The sequence below is a fragment of the Roseibium sp. AWQ4_290 genome (assembly GCF_056160985.1).
Window position 1 is genome coordinate 15,468 of the sequence record NZ_JBSWYG010000016.1, and the last position, 15,130, is coordinate 30,597.

General features: G+C 59.3%; 14 protein-coding genes. 2 read left to right on the forward strand and 12 right to left on the reverse strand.

Going from position 1 to position 15,130, the window contains the following annotated elements; all coding sequences use genetic code 11:
- Window positions 1-2: 2 nt before the first annotated feature.
- The 12 genes from ACXAH0_RS16555 to ACXAH0_RS16610 all read right to left on the reverse strand — a co-directional run bounded on the left by ACXAH0_RS16555 (window position 3) and on the right by ACXAH0_RS16610 (window position 13,023).
- The gene (locus ACXAH0_RS16555; RefSeq protein ID WP_475193030.1) at window positions 3-776 is read right to left on the reverse strand and encodes an L-iditol 2-dehydrogenase; all 774 of its coding nucleotides are present in this window, start codon (window positions 774-776) and stop codon (window positions 3-5) included.
- Window positions 773-1,777: an ABC transporter ATP-binding protein gene (locus tag ACXAH0_RS16560; protein WP_475193035.1), complete on the reverse strand. Its 1,005-nt coding sequence runs from the start codon at window positions 1,775-1,777 to the stop codon at window positions 773-775. Before ACXAH0_RS16560 ends, ACXAH0_RS16555 begins: the two co-directional genes overlap by 4 nt.
- A 14-nt stretch (window positions 1,778-1,791) precedes the next feature.
- Complete coding sequence (locus tag ACXAH0_RS16565; protein WP_475193038.1) at window positions 1,792-2,622, reverse strand: carbohydrate ABC transporter permease; 831 nt, start codon at window positions 2,620-2,622, stop codon at window positions 1,792-1,794.
- Window positions 2,623-2,635: 13 nt separating this feature from the next.
- Window positions 2,636-3,502: a carbohydrate ABC transporter permease gene (locus tag ACXAH0_RS16570; RefSeq protein WP_475175651.1), complete on the reverse strand. Its 867-nt coding sequence runs from the start codon at window positions 3,500-3,502 to the stop codon at window positions 2,636-2,638.
- Between the two features lie 97 nt (window positions 3,503-3,599).
- Window positions 3,600-4,901 (reverse strand): ABC transporter substrate-binding protein, encoded by a 1,302-nt coding sequence (locus tag ACXAH0_RS16575; protein ID WP_475175647.1) that lies wholly within the window; start codon window positions 4,899-4,901, stop codon window positions 3,600-3,602.
- Between the two features lie 162 nt (window positions 4,902-5,063).
- A complete protein-coding gene (locus ACXAH0_RS16580; RefSeq protein WP_475175643.1) occupies window positions 5,064-6,020 on the reverse strand; it encodes a sugar-binding transcriptional regulator in 957 nt (318 codons plus the stop codon).
- 1 nt (window position 6,021) lies between these two features.
- On the reverse strand, window positions 6,022-6,699 hold the full coding sequence (locus ACXAH0_RS16585; protein WP_475193043.1) for an HAD family hydrolase: 678 nt from the start codon (window positions 6,697-6,699) through the stop codon (window positions 6,022-6,024).
- Window positions 6,700-6,818: 119 nt separating this feature from the next.
- The gene (locus ACXAH0_RS16590; protein ID WP_475175636.1) at window positions 6,819-7,487 is read right to left on the reverse strand and encodes a DUF1523 family protein; all 669 of its coding nucleotides are present in this window, start codon (window positions 7,485-7,487) and stop codon (window positions 6,819-6,821) included.
- Window positions 7,487-8,851 carry a DUF6638 family protein gene (locus tag ACXAH0_RS16595; RefSeq protein ID WP_475193046.1) on the reverse strand — a complete coding sequence of 455 codons (1,365 nt, stop codon included), beginning with the start codon at window positions 8,849-8,851 and terminating at the stop codon, window positions 7,487-7,489. Before ACXAH0_RS16595 ends, ACXAH0_RS16590 begins: the two co-directional genes overlap by 1 nt.
- A complete protein-coding gene (locus ACXAH0_RS16600) occupies window positions 8,848-10,776 on the reverse strand; it encodes an AAA family ATPase (RefSeq protein ID WP_475193051.1) in 1,929 nt (642 codons plus the stop codon). Before ACXAH0_RS16600 ends, ACXAH0_RS16595 begins: the two co-directional genes overlap by 4 nt.
- A 29-nt stretch (window positions 10,777-10,805) precedes the next feature.
- Window positions 10,806-11,936, reverse strand: coding sequence for a hypothetical protein (locus tag ACXAH0_RS16605; protein ID WP_475193057.1), 1,131 nt, complete (start codon window positions 11,934-11,936; stop codon window positions 10,806-10,808).
- A 10-nt stretch (window positions 11,937-11,946) separates the two neighbouring features.
- Window positions 11,947-13,023, reverse strand: coding sequence for a hypothetical protein (locus tag ACXAH0_RS16610; protein ID WP_475193060.1), 1,077 nt, complete (start codon window positions 13,021-13,023; stop codon window positions 11,947-11,949).
- 631 nt (window positions 13,024-13,654) lie between these two features.
- On the opposite strand from ACXAH0_RS16610, the gene ACXAH0_RS16615 reads away from it, so the two are divergent.
- Both ACXAH0_RS16615 and ACXAH0_RS16620 read left to right on the forward strand, forming a co-directional pair.
- The gene (locus ACXAH0_RS16615) at window positions 13,655-14,485 is read left to right on the forward strand and encodes a GNAT family N-acetyltransferase (RefSeq protein ID WP_475193063.1); all 831 of its coding nucleotides are present in this window, start codon (window positions 13,655-13,657) and stop codon (window positions 14,483-14,485) included.
- A gap of 209 nt (window positions 14,486-14,694) precedes the next feature.
- Window positions 14,695-15,117 carry a hypothetical protein gene (locus ACXAH0_RS16620; RefSeq protein WP_475193068.1) on the forward strand — a complete coding sequence of 141 codons (423 nt, stop codon included), beginning with the start codon at window positions 14,695-14,697 and terminating at the stop codon, window positions 15,115-15,117.
- Window positions 15,118-15,130: the final 13 nt, after the last annotated feature.

Genomic DNA, 15,130 nt, shown 5'->3' on the forward strand with positions numbered 1-15,130 from the left:
GTTCAGCTCATCCAGTTGCCGCCGTCGACATTGTATGTCTGGGCGACGATGTAATCGGCGTCGGAAGAGGCGAGGAAGACGGCCATGCCTGTCAGATCATCCGCCGTGCCCATGCGGCCGAAGGGAACGGTCTTGCCGACGGCCGCTTTCTTTTCCCCCGGTCGCAAACCTTCATGCTGCGCAAAAAGAGCATCAACCCCGTCCCAATGGTCGCCATCCACGACGCCGGGGGCGATCGCGTTGACGTTGATCCCGTGGTCGATCAGGTTGAGCCCGGCTGACTGGGTCAGGCTGATGACGGCTGCCTTTGTCGCACAATAGATCCCGACCAGCGGTTCGCCCCGCCGCCCTGCCTGGCTGGCCATGTTGATGATCTTGCCGCCCTTGCCCCGGGCGATCATCGATTTTGCCGCTGCCTGCAGCGTGAACAGGGTCCCGGCCACATTGATATCGAACAGCCGGGCATAGCTGTCCCGGGTGATGTCCACGATGGGGGCAAGATCAAACAGCGCGGCATTGTTGATCAGGATGTCCAGGCCGCCAGCGGTCTCTTCGACTTGGGAGACAGCGGCGTCGATGGACGCCTGATCCGTGACATCAAGAGAGACGGCATAAGCGCCTTTGCCGATCTCCGCCGCCGCAGCTTCCGCGCCCTGCCGGTTGATATCGGCAAGGGCGACTGTTGCCCCCTCGCGCACATAGCGGGCCGCAAAGGCTTTGCCGATGCCGCGCGCTGCGCCGGTGATGAGTGCGGACTTTCCTTCAAGGCGCATCATGCGATCCTCAATCCCTGTGTGTCGAAACGATGGATCTTCTCCGGATCCGGTGTGAGGTGGACCCGGTCGCCATGGCGGAAGGCAATCTCGCCGGTGGAGCGCACAGTGACCGGCGTGTCCAGCCCGTCAATGTCGACATATAAAAACGTATCGGAGCCCAGATGTTCGGAAACGCCCACGGTGCCGGCCCATGGGCCGTCCTGCGGGGAGGCGGTGATATGCTCGGGCCGGATACCGATCGAGTCGGCCTTGTGACCGGTGGAAAAGGCCCCGCTCAGAAAGTTCATTTTCGGGGAGCCGATAAAGCCCGCCACGAAGCGGTTGCGCGGCGTGTGATAGAGGTCGAGCGGGGTGCCGACCTGTTCGATCAGGCCGTTTTGCAGGACTACGATCTTGTCTGCCATGGTCATGGCCTCAACCTGATCATGGGTCACGTAGATCATGGTGGTTTTCAGCGACTGGTGCAGTTCGGAGATTTCCAGGCGCATATTCACCCGCAGGGCCGCATCCAGGTTGGACAGGGGCTCGTCGAAGAGAAAGGCGGCGGGTTCGCGCACGATGGCCCGGCCAATGGCGACCCTCTGGCGCTGGCCGCCCGAGAGCTGGCCCGGGCGCCGGTCCAGATAGTCCGTCAGGTTCAAGACCTGTGCTGCCGCTTCCACCTTGCGGTCCTGCTCTGCCTTGTCGAGGCCGGCCATTTTCAGGGGAAAGGCAATGTTCTTGCGCACGGACATATGCGGATAAAGCGCATAGGACTGGAATACCATGGCCAGGCCGCGCTTCGCCGGCGGGGTGCCGGTCGCGGTCTGGCCGTCAATCACGATCTCGCCGGAAGTAACATCCTCCAGACCGGCGATCAGCCGCAGCAAGGTGGATTTGCCGCAGCCGGAAGGGCCGACAAAAACGACAAATTCGCCATCGTCAATCTCAAGGTCGAGCGGCGGGATCACCTTAACGTCGCCGAAGCTCTTTGTGATCTGTTTGAGTGTGATCTGACCCATGTGTCTACGATCTCCTATTTCACGGCGCCGAAGGTCAGGCCACGGACGAGCTGTTTCTGGCTGAACCAGCCAAGGATGAGAATGGGGGCAATCGCCATGGCCGAGGCTGCGCTCAGCTTGGCGTAAAACAGGCCTTCCGGGCTGGAATAGCTGGCGATGAAGGCGGTGAGGGGAGCGGCTTTTGCAGCTGTCAGGTTCAAGGTCCAGAAGGCTTCGTTCCAGGCCAGGATGATGTTGAGCAGCAAGGTGGAGGCAATGCCCGGCAGGGCCATGGGCGTCAGAATGTAGAGAATTTCTTCTTTCAGTGTCGCCCCGTCCATGCGGGCGGCCTCCAGGATCTCCCCGGGGATTTCCTTGAAATAGGTGTAGAGCATCCAGATGATGATCGGCAGATTGATCAGCATCAGGACCAGCGTCAGCCCGAAGCGTGTGTCCAGAAGATCCAGCTTGATGAACAGAAGATAGATCGGATAGAGCACACCAACGGCGGGCAGCATCTTGGTCGACAGCATCCACATGAGGATGTCCTTGGTCCGTTTGGACGGGACAAAGGCCATGGACCAGGCGGCCGGAATACCGATCAGAAGGCCCGCAAGCGTGGACCCGCCGGCCAGGATGACCGAGTTCCAGAGATAGCGCATGTAGTCGGACCGCTCCTGAACGACCGCGTAATTGTCCAGGGTCCAGTCGAAGAAGAAAAACAGGGGCGGATCATTGATCGCCTGGGCTTCTGTCTTGAAGCTGGTCAGGATCGTCCAGAGGATCGGAAAGAAGATCAACAGACCGATGGCCCAGGCGGCCAGGGTATTCATCATCTTGCGGCGGGATGTGACAGCGCGGGCCATTTGCGTTCCCTCCTCAGGCGTCCAGGTTCTTGCCGACAATGCGCATCAGGAAAAGTGCAATGATGTTGGCGAGGATGATGGCGTAGACACCGCCTGCCGACCCGAGCCCCACATTCTGGCTTTCCAGAACCCGTTGGAAGATCAGGTAGGTCAGGGTGCGGGTGCCGAAGGCGCCGCCGGTGGTGACGAAAATCTCTGCGAAGACCGCCAGCAGAAAGATGGTCTGGATCAGAATGACGATCGTAATGGCGCGCGCGAGATGGGGCAGCACAATATAGATGAACCGGGCGAGGGGCGGCGCCCCATCCATCTCGGCTGCTTCCAGCTGCTCCGTGTCCAGGGACTGGATTGCGGTCAGCAGAATAAGGGTCGCAAAGGGCAGCCATTGCCAGGAGACAATCAGAATGATCGAAGCCATCGGCGCATCACTGAGCCATTCAACCGGCTGGGCTCCGAAGGCTTTCCACAAATGGGCAAACAGGCCGTTGACCGGGTCCATGAACATGTTTTTCCAGACCAGGGCCGACACGGTGGGCATGACAAAAAAAGGCGCGATGACCAGGATCCGGACGATGCCCTGTCCCCACATGGGCTGATCCAGCAGCAGCGCGAGCAAAACGCCGAAGACGATGGTGATCACGAGAACGCCGCCCACAATGACCAGCGTGGTCTGAATACTGGGCCAGAAGGCACTGGAGGAAACAAAGCGGGCGTAGTTGCTGAAGCCCACCCAGCCGAGATCTCCCCCCCGCAACGGCAGATATTTCTTGAAGGAGAAATAGAGCGTCATCGTCAGGGGGATGAGCATCCAGCCGAGCAAGAGGATCACAGCCGGGGCCATCATGATGCGCGCAGCGGAGCGGGAGTGCCGGGTCGCCATGGATACCTGACCTGTTGACCGGAGACCGGTCCTGCGGGTTCTTTTCAAAGGATGCGGATGTTCGGGAGGGCGGGGTTTCCGCCCTCCCGGCGGCGGCTCAGTAGCCGGCCGCTTCCATTTCTTCAGCCGTGATGGACTGCGCCTTGGCCAAGGCTTCTTCAGCGCTTTGCTGTCCGGCAAGGGCTGCGGAGAATTCCTGACCGACCTGGCTCGCAATCCCGGCAAATTCGGGAATGGCCACGAACTGAATGCCGATATAAGGGACAGGCTTCACGGTCGGCTGGGTCGGATCAGCGGAGTTGATGCTGTCCAGGGTCATCTTGGCAAAGGGCACTTTCTGGTATTCCGGGTTCTCGTAAAGAGACGTCCGGGCGCCGGGGGGGACATTGGCCCAACCTTCTTCGGAGGCGACCAGCTCGATATAGTCTTTGGAGGTGGCCCATTCGATGAACTGCTTGGCGGCGGCTTCCTTCTTGGTGCCAGCGGGGATCGCCAGGGCCCAGGCCCAGAGCCAGTTGCTGCGCTTGCCAAGGCCATTGTCGGGGGCAAGGGCAAAGCCGACCTTGTCGGCAACCGAAGAGTCTGCCGGGTTCGTCACGAAAGAGGCGGCTACGGTCGCGTCGATCCACATGCCGCATTTGCCCTGCTGGAACAGGGACAGGTTTTCATTGAAGCCGTTGGTGGAAGCACCTGGAGGGCCGGCTTCCTTCATGAGGTCGAGATAGAAGGTCAAGGTTTCCTTCCATTCCGGGCTGTCGAATTGCGGCTTCCAGTCCTCATCGAACCAGCGGGCACCGAACGAGTTGGAGGTTGCCGTCAGGAACGCCATGTTCTCGCCCCAGCCGGCCTTGCCGCGCAGGCAGATGCCGTAGATCTCATTGTCCTTGTCGGTCATCTTGCGGGCCGCATCCGCCACGAAGTCCCAGGTCGGCGCGTCCGGCATTTTCAGTCCGGCCTTTTCCATGAGGTCCGTGCGGTACATGATCATCGAGCTTTCGCCATAAAACGGCGCGGCATAGAGCGTGCCCTCCACTGAGAGCCCCCCGCGCATGGCTGGCAGAATGTCGTCTATGTCGTAGGACGCGGGCAGGTCGTTCAGGGAGACCAGCCAGTCCTGTTTGCCCCAGATCGGCGTTTCATACATGCCGATTGTCATGATGTCGAACTGGCCACCCTTGGTGGCGATATCCTGTGTGACCCGCTGGCGCAGGACATTTTCCTCCAGCGTCACCCATTCAACCGTATGTCCGGTTTTTTTGGTGAAATCCTCGGTCAGACCCTGCATGCGGATCATGTCGCCATTGTTGACCGTTGCGATTGTAAGTGTTTCTGCAGATGCCGCAGCGCTCAAGGCCACGACCGCACATGCGCTGAGCAGCGCACGGGTATGAATTGCCATATTGTCCTCCCAGGCGAGATTGGGCATTTGCCATTCTTGCGGGCAAATACTCGCTTGAGGGCCGCGCAGGAGTCAAGGGTGACGTTCGCAGAAAACCTCACCAATCTTGCTGCGCTGCAAAAAGCTTCTTGGTTTCAGATGCTTATTAATATGAGCAAATGCTCAATTCTTGAGTAGCTGCTCTGCGGTCGCTTCATTTGTGATCAGGCGATTGACAAACCGGCCTTTCAAGGCGCCCATCATGGCGGCGACTTTGCCATCACCTGCAGCGACCCCGTAGACGGGCTTGTCCCCGGCGGGGCGCAAGGGGGCGCTGGCCACAAGGGCATTGGTCAGCCCTTCGACCAGGGCCCCTTTTCTGTCGAACACCCAGCTGGTGATTTCCCCCACCGCGTCGGCCTTTTCCAGGGCGCGCATTTCGTCCAGTGAGACAAACCCATCCATGGCCAGCGGGGCCGTGGGGCCCATATTGCCAATGCCGACAAAGGTGGCGTCCGCCTGGCGGGTCAGTTCGAGAATATTATGCACGGCCTCCTGATTGTGCATCAACTGTAGCTCTTCGCGGGTGCGCGCAAAAACGGGCAGAGGCATCGGATAGTGGCGCGCATTGATCCGGTCGGCCAGCCGGATGATCACGTTATAGGCGGAGGCGGAGCCGTCGGACATCATGTTGCCAAGCAGGGAGACGACCCGGTGTTGCGGACAGTCCATTGCGGGCAGCTGATCGACGGAGGCGCGCAGCGTCCGGCCGGTGCCGAAGGCGATCACCTTCGGCTGCGGGGCTCGGAAATGGCGTTCCATTTCGGCCGCGGCCGCCTGGGCAAGCCCGAGCGGCGAGCCGGGTGCGTCCGGATCGCTGGGCACGACCTCGCAGGCGCTCAGGCCAAACCGGTCCATCAGCCTGCTGCTGAGCTCCATGCAATGGGCAATCGGGTGGTCCAGCCGCACCTTGATCAGGCGTTCGCTCACCGCAAGGGACACGAGTCTTTGCGCCGACTGCCGGGAAACGCCAAGTTTGCGCGCAATCTCGTCCTGGGTGTTGCCGGCGACATAATAAAGCCATCCGGCCCGCGCCGCATCGTCCAGCCGGGAAGTTTCACTCGTGTTTTTCTGTTTCATATCAGCTGCTGCCCAATCGGTAATCAGGTCTAAGCTGGAAGAATTCGCTGAAAGATGCAAATGCGAGGTCAGCCCCGGCGGCCGCATCCTGTGTGCCGGACAGGGCGGTCAGATGAGCGCCACCGGTGAACCGCCACACGGTCATCCCGGCGGCAAGGCCCGCCTTGATGCCGTTTTCGCTGTCTTCGATGATCAGGCAGCGGCCGGGGTCCACCTTGCGTTTTTGCGCCGCCAGAAGGAAGAGGTCCGGGGCGGGCTTGCCATTTTTAACCTCCGCCGCCGTGGTGATGCGGTCATGAAACAGGTCGGTGAGACCGGCTATCTCCAGGGATTTTGCCAGCCGCAGCGGGCTGGAACTGGTGGCTAGGCAGTAGTCCACGCAAAGGCTCCCGATGGCGTGCCGGACACCGGGAACAGCCTTGAGGTCCCGTTCAAAGGCGGCCAACAGGCTGGCCCGGTAGCGGTCTTCAAATTCGGGGGGCAGGTCAACACCGAATTCCCGGCGGATTTGTTCCAGCACCACCGGGTAGCTGCGCCCCAGAAAATGCCGGGCCACATAGTCCATGGTGATGGTGACGCCGCGCGTTGCCGTTTCGGCCACCAGCATGCGCGCGCTGATAACCTCGCTGTCAATCAGGACACCGTCGCAGTCGAAGATGACAAGATCAATGCCGGACAAGTCCGGGCCGCGCTTGTCAGGGGCAGACGGGTTTGTCCCAGAGTGCAAAGGGCTAGAAGGCGCGGGGCCGGAAGACACGGGATGGAACCCCTTTCATTGGTCTGAGGGCTTGCGCCGGATCAGCCGAACCAGCGCTTGAACCAGCGGCGGAGGCCGCTTGTGGCCTCTGTCACATGTTTTTCCGCCTGGGCGCGGGCCTCTTCCGCATTGTCGCCGACATCTTCCATGAACTCGTCGATATTTTCCACGACCGGATCGATGCGCCTGCGCTTGAAAGCCCGCAAGGTGCGAAAGACAAGATAGGCTATGACGCCGAGTACCAGAAAGAAGATGATGTTGAACCACGGGATCAGGAACACATCGGGGCCGGAGACTTCCTGAATGCTGATCACGTTCGGAAAGATCGTGAAAAGCTGGATGCGCCAGCCGTAATGGGTAACAGCCACCCAGACATCCCCCTGTTTCTTGGCCAGGTCCTGGGCCTTTGCGGTGATGTTGCTGCTGTCAAATTTGAAATAGGGCGGCCAGCCCCAGTCGGTGTCCTCATTGCGGTAGACCCGCGGGTTGCCGTTTGGCCAGACCGCATTGATAAAGCGCACGTCCCGGGTCCAGCTTGTATTGGTGCCCGCATCCGGGGACGCCCAGAACAGGGACGAGGAGCCGATGTCCATGCGTTTGACCTCGGTGCCGACAATGCGCACCACATCGCGGCCCGGCAAGGTGTAATGGGCAAACAGGACCACAACCAGCACCAGCGGGATGCCGACAATCCACTTAACATATGTCATCAATCGTCGTCATCCTCATCCATCTCCGGGATGGCGCCCCACGGGCCCCTGTTGCGGCCGAAACCATAGTCTGTGTCCGGATCCTCGCCCGACATTCCAGGTTCTGGGCCGAACAGTTCAGCCCGGGTGCCAACCTTGTCAACCGCATATTCCTCAGCCAGAAACCGGGCCGTGTAGGCTTTCTTCGCCTCGCTCCAGCTCTGGTATTGGGCATAGAATGCGTCCTTGTGGCAAATGAACAGCTGCCGGAAATCCAGCGGGGTCAGTTGCGCCAGCAGCATGTTGATCAGCTGCTTGTCCGGGTGGTTGCGGGAGCGCAGCAGATAGAAAAAGGCCGGATTGTCCGCTTTAAGGTCCGGCAGGCCGCTGCCTTTGGAGATCCGGCGCACCACCTGTTCCAGCGCGTGATATTCCTCCGGCAGATCGCGGTGGTATTTGCGCTTGAGGGCGCGCATGTCTCGCCTTGACATGCCGGACAGATCCTCGCCTTGTGTTGCCGCGGCATCGATGACAATGAAGTCGAGCTTCTGTTTCAAGATGCTGTGCGCAAGAGGGCGGTCCGCAGCATAAATGGGCTCTACCAGTTTATTGCGGGTGAGAAAGCTTGCCACCCCGGCCCGGTCCTCCAGAGGGATGACCGCGTCGACCGGAAGCTCCCCGTCATGGTCCAGCGGGATGGTGGTGAGACAGGCCGTGCGTTTCACATCCCGGAAAATATAGAGGCCGCCATAGTGGCTGGTGTGAAAGTTGCCCTGCTCATAGCTTTGCGGCTTGAGGTCAATGGGCGTGCGGATAATGTCGCCGGTGTGTTTGGCCAGCTCTACCATCTCGGCAATCAGAATGTCGTCCCACCAGCCGTCCGGCTCGTTGATGAACCTGTCGATTTTTTCCACCAGCTCGTCATGGGCTTCCACATGGCCGCCGACCGTATCGGCTTCCACGTCAATGGTGCGGATGTCAAAAAGATCAAGCGGTGAGCGGATCGAAATGACCGTGTTGACCAGCTCTCCGACCACCGCGTCGCGGATGGACAGGGCAAACAGCTGCTCTTCATTGGCCTCGATGAACCGGCGCAGGATCGAGCGGGACGTGGAGAAATGCGCATTGAGAAGCGGCGCGCTTTTCTGGGCGTTGCTCAGCAAGATGAACTGGCGGTTACAGCCATTGGGGTTGAGATAGGTCTGATCGTTCAGCTCCTCACCGATTTCCGGCGAAAAGCCTGAGATATCGATGTGAAATTCCTGCAGTTCGGTGCGCTTGCCGGTCAGATGCTCCAGCGCCCGGTTGTAGCGGCCAACCATGGAGGCGGAGGTAACCTCCATCAGATTGCCATACATCAGTCCCTGTCTGACCAGACGCATCATGGGCGGGACAGCTCCATATACCGGCGTTTGGCCTCGTCCATGCGCTGCATGTCGCGAACCGCATTTTCAATGGCGACCTCGTCGGACTTGTCCGCATAACGGAACTCGCTGTCCGCATAGCGGTTGATCTCCTGGATCACCATGTCAACGGTGATCGGCTGTGCCAGATCAGCAATCATGGCTTTCTTGGTGTCATAGTCCTTGAAGAGGAACAGGTCCGGCTCTTCCATCCACGCGTCCGGCAATTCGAAATCCATGGCCCGGACCTTGATCGCATCGGTAATGTTCTTGATCGCGCGGCCGGTAAAACGCTCGTCCGCTTCCTGGATCGCCTTCAAATAGGCGCCGAGTTTGGCCAGCGTGTCGAGGGCGCCAATCTCGCTGTGGACCTTTTCAAACACCTGGATCAGGGCGTCTTCCTTCGGCTGCGCATGGCTTTCATAGGAGGCGGCGACTGCTTTCTGGATCACCTGTGCGTCAAAGAGGGCGTGATCGCCCACCGGAATGCCGTGGTTCTTGCCCATCAGGAGATAGAGAATGTCGATATAGTCTTCCCGGGTCTGCGGGCCGTCGACCAGAAACCGGGCTCCGGCGCGCTGGCGCAGGGCATCGTCCACATTTTCCGGATAGTTGGAGAACATGCCGAAGGTGCAGTTACCGCGCACCACGGTGTTCGCGCCGGCAAAACTCTCCATCAGGACAGCGGTGATTTCCAGCTGACCCGCAGAGGATTGCCGGTCGCCGCGTTTTCCCGCCAACTGGTCGATATCGTCAATGGTGCCGAAGCCGATGACATTCGGATCGGTGACCGTGCGGATGAAGGCCTTGGCGTTTTGCGCCGACTTGCCCTGGTAGCTGTCAATGCTCTCCGTCGAAAGGTTCTGATAGCGGAAGGTGTAGCCGGCATGGCTGCAATAGTCGTTGATCATGCCGGCCATCATCTGGATCAGTGTGGTCTTGCCGGTGCCTGGTTTTCCGTCGCCCATGAAGGTGAAGATGAAGCCGCCCAGCTCGGCAAATGGGTTGAGCTTGCGCTCAAAATCATAGGCCATCAGCATCTTGGCAAGTTTCATCGCCTGATATTTGGCAATGTGGTTGCCGACGACTTCCTCCGGCTTTTTGAACGCCATGGTCAGAGATGTCGAGCGGGCACGGGCGGCCGGGGTGAAGCCGGTGATTTCGAAATCATCTGCCTCGACCCGGTAGCGGGCCTCGGTAAAGGGCTGCGCGGCTGCGGCACCTTCCGCCCTCAGGGTCACCTTTTCCATCAGCTGTTCGCAGAACGAGATGATGAGCGTGACCAGCTGGGTCTCGGTTTCAAGGGCAGCTGCGGCGATTTCCTGATCCAGCTCCCAGAGGGCTCCCTGCAGCGCGAGCTGGTCATTGTCGAGGAGGATTTCCTCCACCTCGCCGCATTGCAGCTCGCCGTTTCCGGTCTCTGCCACAAGGCCGGTGATCAGGAAGTCGGTCATATTGGCAAAGACATGCAGCGAAATCAGCGCGGAGGCGGACAGAAGCTCCTGGAACCGGTCTTTTTGGGTTGCGTCCAGCGTTCCGGCCAGATTGCTGCGCTTCAGGTCGGCCAGGCCGGTCTGCTCGGCAAACTGGTCGCAGGTGACCTGGGCCACGGACACGGCCCGGCGCAGGGCCCTGAGGAGGGTCGCCTGAATGGGGGTGGTCAGCGCGTCGTCATCGCTTTCCAGAATGCGGGTACTCAGCTGGACGCCTTCCGGGCGGGCGGTAGAGCGGGTGACAAGGCCCGGCGTGGTGGAGCGGAAGCGGCGCCGGGTGCCAAGTCCGGGAGAACGTTCGGGGGCAGGGGCAGGCTCGCGCTTGGCGGCGATGCGCGGCGTATGGTCAAACCCTGCGAGCATGGCTTCCGCGCCCGCATATTTTTCGCGGATCTTGTCTTCTTTCAGTTCCATGAGGTCATTTGAAAAGGTCACGCTGAAACCTATTTGTAGCTAAGGATTTTGCCGCTCGGACTGACGGCATATTTACGGATCGCGGCAAAGCCCGGGGGGGCCATTTCTTCCAGAACCTGATAGGGCTTTTGCGGCAGGATGAGCGAGCGCTGCCGCCGGGTGTGCCCGGCGGTCTCGTCGCTGTCCCTGCCGGCACTGAACGGATCTAACTCATAGACCTGCCGTTCCACGGAAGAAAAGAAGCCGGTTGATTCCTGTTCGGACCCCGAGGCCACAAGCGTTTCCGTGGTCCAGGCCAGGGCCCAGTCTTCCCCGGGCGTCCGTCCTGCCTGCGCCAGAACATCTCGCAACGGGCCACTCTGTTCGGTGAAGGTGTGACTGTACATCGGCCCGATATAGAACCGGCGCAGCCGCTTGGGGTGAAGGTCGGCAAAGTCGTGGTCGAAGCCGCGGGCAATGGTCAGCAGCTTCAACCCGGCAGAGGACTGGGCGGTCAGATGCGCCTGGACCCGGGGCCAGCGCCGTTCATCCTTGGCAAGGGGCCTCTTGCCGGTGTCTTCCAGATCCATCACATAGATCAGCGGAATATTCTGCAAGCTGTCATAGACGGCCCAGTGCACCCGGTATCTGCGGCGGGTTTCATCCACATTCCCGAACCAGGCAAGGCGCGGGTCGTTGCGGGCCCAGAACAGGGGCCCTTCCGTGAGCTGCTCGTAATATTGCCGTTCTGCGGTGGCAAATTGCAGGTTGGTCGGGCAGGACTGCTCTCTGAGAATGTGATTGAGCATACCCAGTTTGAGATCGCGCATGCTGGGCAGGGACCGCAAATGGGTCTTGGCCTGCATGGCGTTATTGGCCATTTCCAGAAGTTCCTGATAGATCGGAAAGCCGCTTTCCTGGCGGTCGATGCTGAGCAGGTTGGGCAGCTTGTCGGAGACCCGGCCCGCCAGAAGATACTTGTAGGACAACGCGGTGAATGTTCCGGCCAGTGCCTCGAGATACTGTTTCAGAAGCGGAATTTCCGAAAAGAGCGCCGTGTCTTCCGATACGACGCTGTCCGCAACGCCTTGCAGGTGCGAGATGATGCGTTCGAATTTGGCGAAGTAGCGCCGGGTTTCATGCGCTTCTTCCAGAACCCTGTGGTCGAGTGTCAGATCCAAGGTTCAGCCCTCAGGCTCCGTAGGCGTTTTTGTCGTGCTTTTCGATAATCTTCTCAAACCGGCGGGCAAAGCGCTCGTCCGACTTGGCTTTTTCTTCCAGGACCTTGCGGGCAAAGACCATGTGATCTTCATGGGCTTCCATCATGTCGGCCATGCGCTGGTTGGTGGCCGAGCCGATGGCGGCCATTGCCGACTGGGCTTCCTTGTCGGTTGCAACCCCGATCTCGTTGATCTTGTGGGCAACGTCCTGCTGCTGGGCGGTCTTGAGCGACTTGACCAGCGCGTCATAAAGCACCACGCGCTGCTTGGTGTCCGTTTGCAGCTTGTTGATCAGGACCATCTGGGTGGCGGCCTGGTTCTGCAGGCTGTCAACCCAGGTTTTTCCTTTTTCGATATAGCGTTCCAGGGTCTGGCTTTCGGCCAGCTTGACCTGCTCTTCCTGGGCAAGGCGATTATAGTCCGCATTCACCTCGGCAAGTTCGCTCTCCAGCTTGGTGCGTTTCGCAGCATCCGTTTCCACCGAGATCTTGTTTTCTAGCGCGATGATTTTCGGATCCATGTCCAGAAGCTGCTGCTTGATGGTCTCAAGAGAAGCGACGGCGTCTTCCCGCTTGGTCAGGGTCTCGCTGAGATTGCTTTCAACCCGTTTGCTGTGCTCATTCAGCGTGTTGAGCTGTTCCTGAAGCAACTGGCCGATGACATTGGACTTGGAGATCAGGTCCTGAAGCTTGTCGTCGATGCTGGCGCTGCGCATGCGCTCCTGGCGGATGCTGTCGGACCGGGCCTTGGAAAATAAGCCGACAAAGGACTCCCAGCCTGTCTTCGAACGCATGGCGTCGAAATCCTTGGAAAAGGTGGCGGTGACGTCATCCAGGCCCATGATGAGTTCGGCGATATTCGCTCCCATCAATTCCGTATGGGCATGAACGTCATCCAGCGTCGCGTTCTCAATATCAATCGAGATATCCTCACCCGCGTCAAGCTTTTTGCGGGCAGTCTCGAACCGCATGGTGAACTCACCGATTTTCTGCCGTGCAGCTGTGACTTCCTGCATGGACTTGTCAATCTGAGCGCTGAAATCTGCCATTTGCCCCTTCCTGAATATTTCACAATGTAACCAATTGTATGTAGCGACTGTTCGCCGAAATACAATTCCAAACACACCCCCGGACCAGACTTTCGGTAAGCCGGTAAAGAAAAGCTTCTGCCCGCGCTGTCCCGTTTTCAGGTCTGTCGTAAATGAAGGGCTTGCCCGCGCTGCGTCACTTGGCCGGGTGTCTCCCGGCCTGGACGTCTTCCGTCAAAAAAGGCGGTTGAAATCTCAGCTTTAGAGTGTTTTTCGATTGTGGCCTTGCTGCCGCCGTATTCGAGAGTAGTCTTCGCGCCTTGGAGGAGAGACGGACGGTTTCTGACGGGCGGATCTCTTTGAAAATGCTTGATTTCCGCGCTTTGGGCCAATTTTCCGGCCCGCCAGCCAATCCTGTGACAGTTCGAAGAAAGCTGTGCCTTCCGGTAGAAAGGACATTATTTAAGGTTGAATGAAACGTTTCTGCAATAATATTGCTATTAGTAATTGTTCCAGTGTTTCCAGGTAAGTCGCAAAGCGTCCTTCTGTTTCCAATTTTCGTGCGGAGCGCCGCGCGCCATTCCGCCATTTCTTTGGCGCCCCACCGTCTGCCGCATCTATTCCGTTTGTTTTCAAAGGCCTCGAAGTCCTGATGTTCAAAAGCCTGTTTGCCGACAATACACCGCGCCTGAAAGCGATGGAGCCCAAGCACATTGAGCGGGCGGTCGACATTATCTCGCAAACAGACGAGGACGATGCCGAAGAGGCTTTGGCGTCGTTCAATACGGGCGGGGTCGGCAACAAGTTCGTTCTCATGCGCAATGGGGTGGTTGTCGGTATCACTGGCTACGCGGTGGACGACCATGTTGATGATGTGGCCTGGCTGTGCTGGCACTATCTCGATCGCAAACTGACCGGCCATGGCCTTGGATCCCAGATGTTTGAAGAGCTGCTGGGCCATCTGAACAACGCCGGTTTCCGCCTGCTTTTGATTGAGACCAGCGACTACCAGGAAGACGGTGCGCCGCTCTATGGGGCCGCGCATCGCATGTATGAAAGGTTCGGCGCCAATTTGAAGGTCACAGTGCCGGACTATTACGCGCTGGGGGAAGCCAAGCTGATCTACGGTCTGGAAAACCAGGACCGGCCCGCCCTTGATCCTGCGGCCCGTCTGGCGGGCAAGACACTGTCGATTGCAGGCCTGGACGCCGATCCGGAATGCGACGGGGTTCTGGGAATCCGCTGGGAAGAAGGGGAAGGTGCCGGCAGCGGTCCGGACGGTGGCCCCAATGCCGAGGCTCTCAGGAATGCCGTGGCAGAGGCAAGAGCGCAGCGGGCCAGATCCCTCGTTCTCATTCTGCCGCAGGACCTGTCGGAGGCGAATGAAACGGCCATTAGCGGTGCCGGCTTCCGCCCGTGCGTTCAGCTCGCCGATTTCTACGCCAAGGGCGAAGATCAGGTCTGGTGGAGTCAGACCCCTTGAAGATGCAAGTGCATAAAGATCTCAAAGTCAGAAGGAATTCGAGATGTTCAACAATTTAAAGATGGTCGGGATTGTCGCCGTGCTGGGCTTCATTGCCTATAGCGTCTTCCTGAAGGGTCCAAGCGTGCAGACGGCGGACCTTGGACAGGTGCTCGACCGCACGGAATTTGCGATCAACAAATACCAGAACTATCTGGGCAGCCAGGGGGGTGGATGGTGCGTCCGACACGCAGCTTCAGGAATTCTCGCTGTATCTGGCCCATACCCTGAACACCGACCCCCGGTTTTACGACAAGCCGCTCGGCATTGCCGTGGAACCTGACGGCAAGTTCCTCGGGTTTGCGGATGACAATGCCAATGATGTTCAGGACAGCGACGAAGCTGATGTGTTCACTGTCGAAGTCGATGAAGCCAACCGGCGTCTGATTGCGACCGATGTGGCCGGGAATAGCTCGGGTATGCATTTCTCCGGCACCGGGCTCCTCGCCGGGGCCTTGATTGGCACCCTGCTCAACCGCCAGCGTGGTGCGGGGATCACCCCGTCCAGCTTCAACAACCGCACCGTGACGCCGCGCGCCAGCTACCGTGCGCCTTCAAGCGCCCGCTCCGGTGGTCTGCGCCTAGGTAAATAATCGGGGACCATCT

Bases quoted from the DNA above. Each gene is read 5' to 3' on its own strand.
- ACXAH0_RS16555 (WP_475193030.1), bottom strand. From the start codon at position 776: ATGATGCGCCTTGAAGGAAAGTCCGCACTCATCACCGGCGCAGCGCGC.
- ACXAH0_RS16560 (WP_475193035.1), bottom strand. From the start codon at position 1,777: ATGGGTCAGATCACACTCAAACAGATCACAAAGAGCTTCGGCGACGTT.
- ACXAH0_RS16565 (WP_475193038.1), bottom strand. From the start codon at position 2,622: ATGGCCCGCGCTGTCACATCCCGCCGCAAGATGATGAATACCCTGGCC.
- ACXAH0_RS16570 (WP_475175651.1), bottom strand. From the start codon at position 3,502: ATGGCGACCCGGCACTCCCGCTCCGCTGCGCGCATCATGATGGCCCCG.
- ACXAH0_RS16575 (WP_475175647.1), bottom strand. From the start codon at position 4,901: ATGGCAATTCATACCCGTGCGCTGCTCAGCGCATGTGCGGTCGTGGCC.
- ACXAH0_RS16580 (WP_475175643.1), bottom strand. From the start codon at position 6,020: ATGAAACAGAAAAACACGAGTGAAACTTCCCGGCTGGACGATGCGGCG.
- ACXAH0_RS16590 (WP_475175636.1), bottom strand. From the start codon at position 7,487: ATGACATATGTTAAGTGGATTGTCGGCATCCCGCTGGTGCTGGTTGTG.
- ACXAH0_RS16595 (WP_475193046.1), bottom strand. From the start codon at position 8,851: ATGATGCGTCTGGTCAGACAGGGACTGATGTATGGCAATCTGATGGAG.
- ACXAH0_RS16600 (WP_475193051.1), bottom strand. From the start codon at position 10,776: ATGGAACTGAAAGAAGACAAGATCCGCGAAAAATATGCGGGCGCGGAA.
- ACXAH0_RS16610 (WP_475193060.1), bottom strand. From the start codon at position 13,023: ATGGCAGATTTCAGCGCTCAGATTGACAAGTCCATGCAGGAAGTCACA.
- ACXAH0_RS16615 (WP_475193063.1), top strand. From the start codon at position 13,655: ATGTTCAAAAGCCTGTTTGCCGACAATACACCGCGCCTGAAAGCGATG.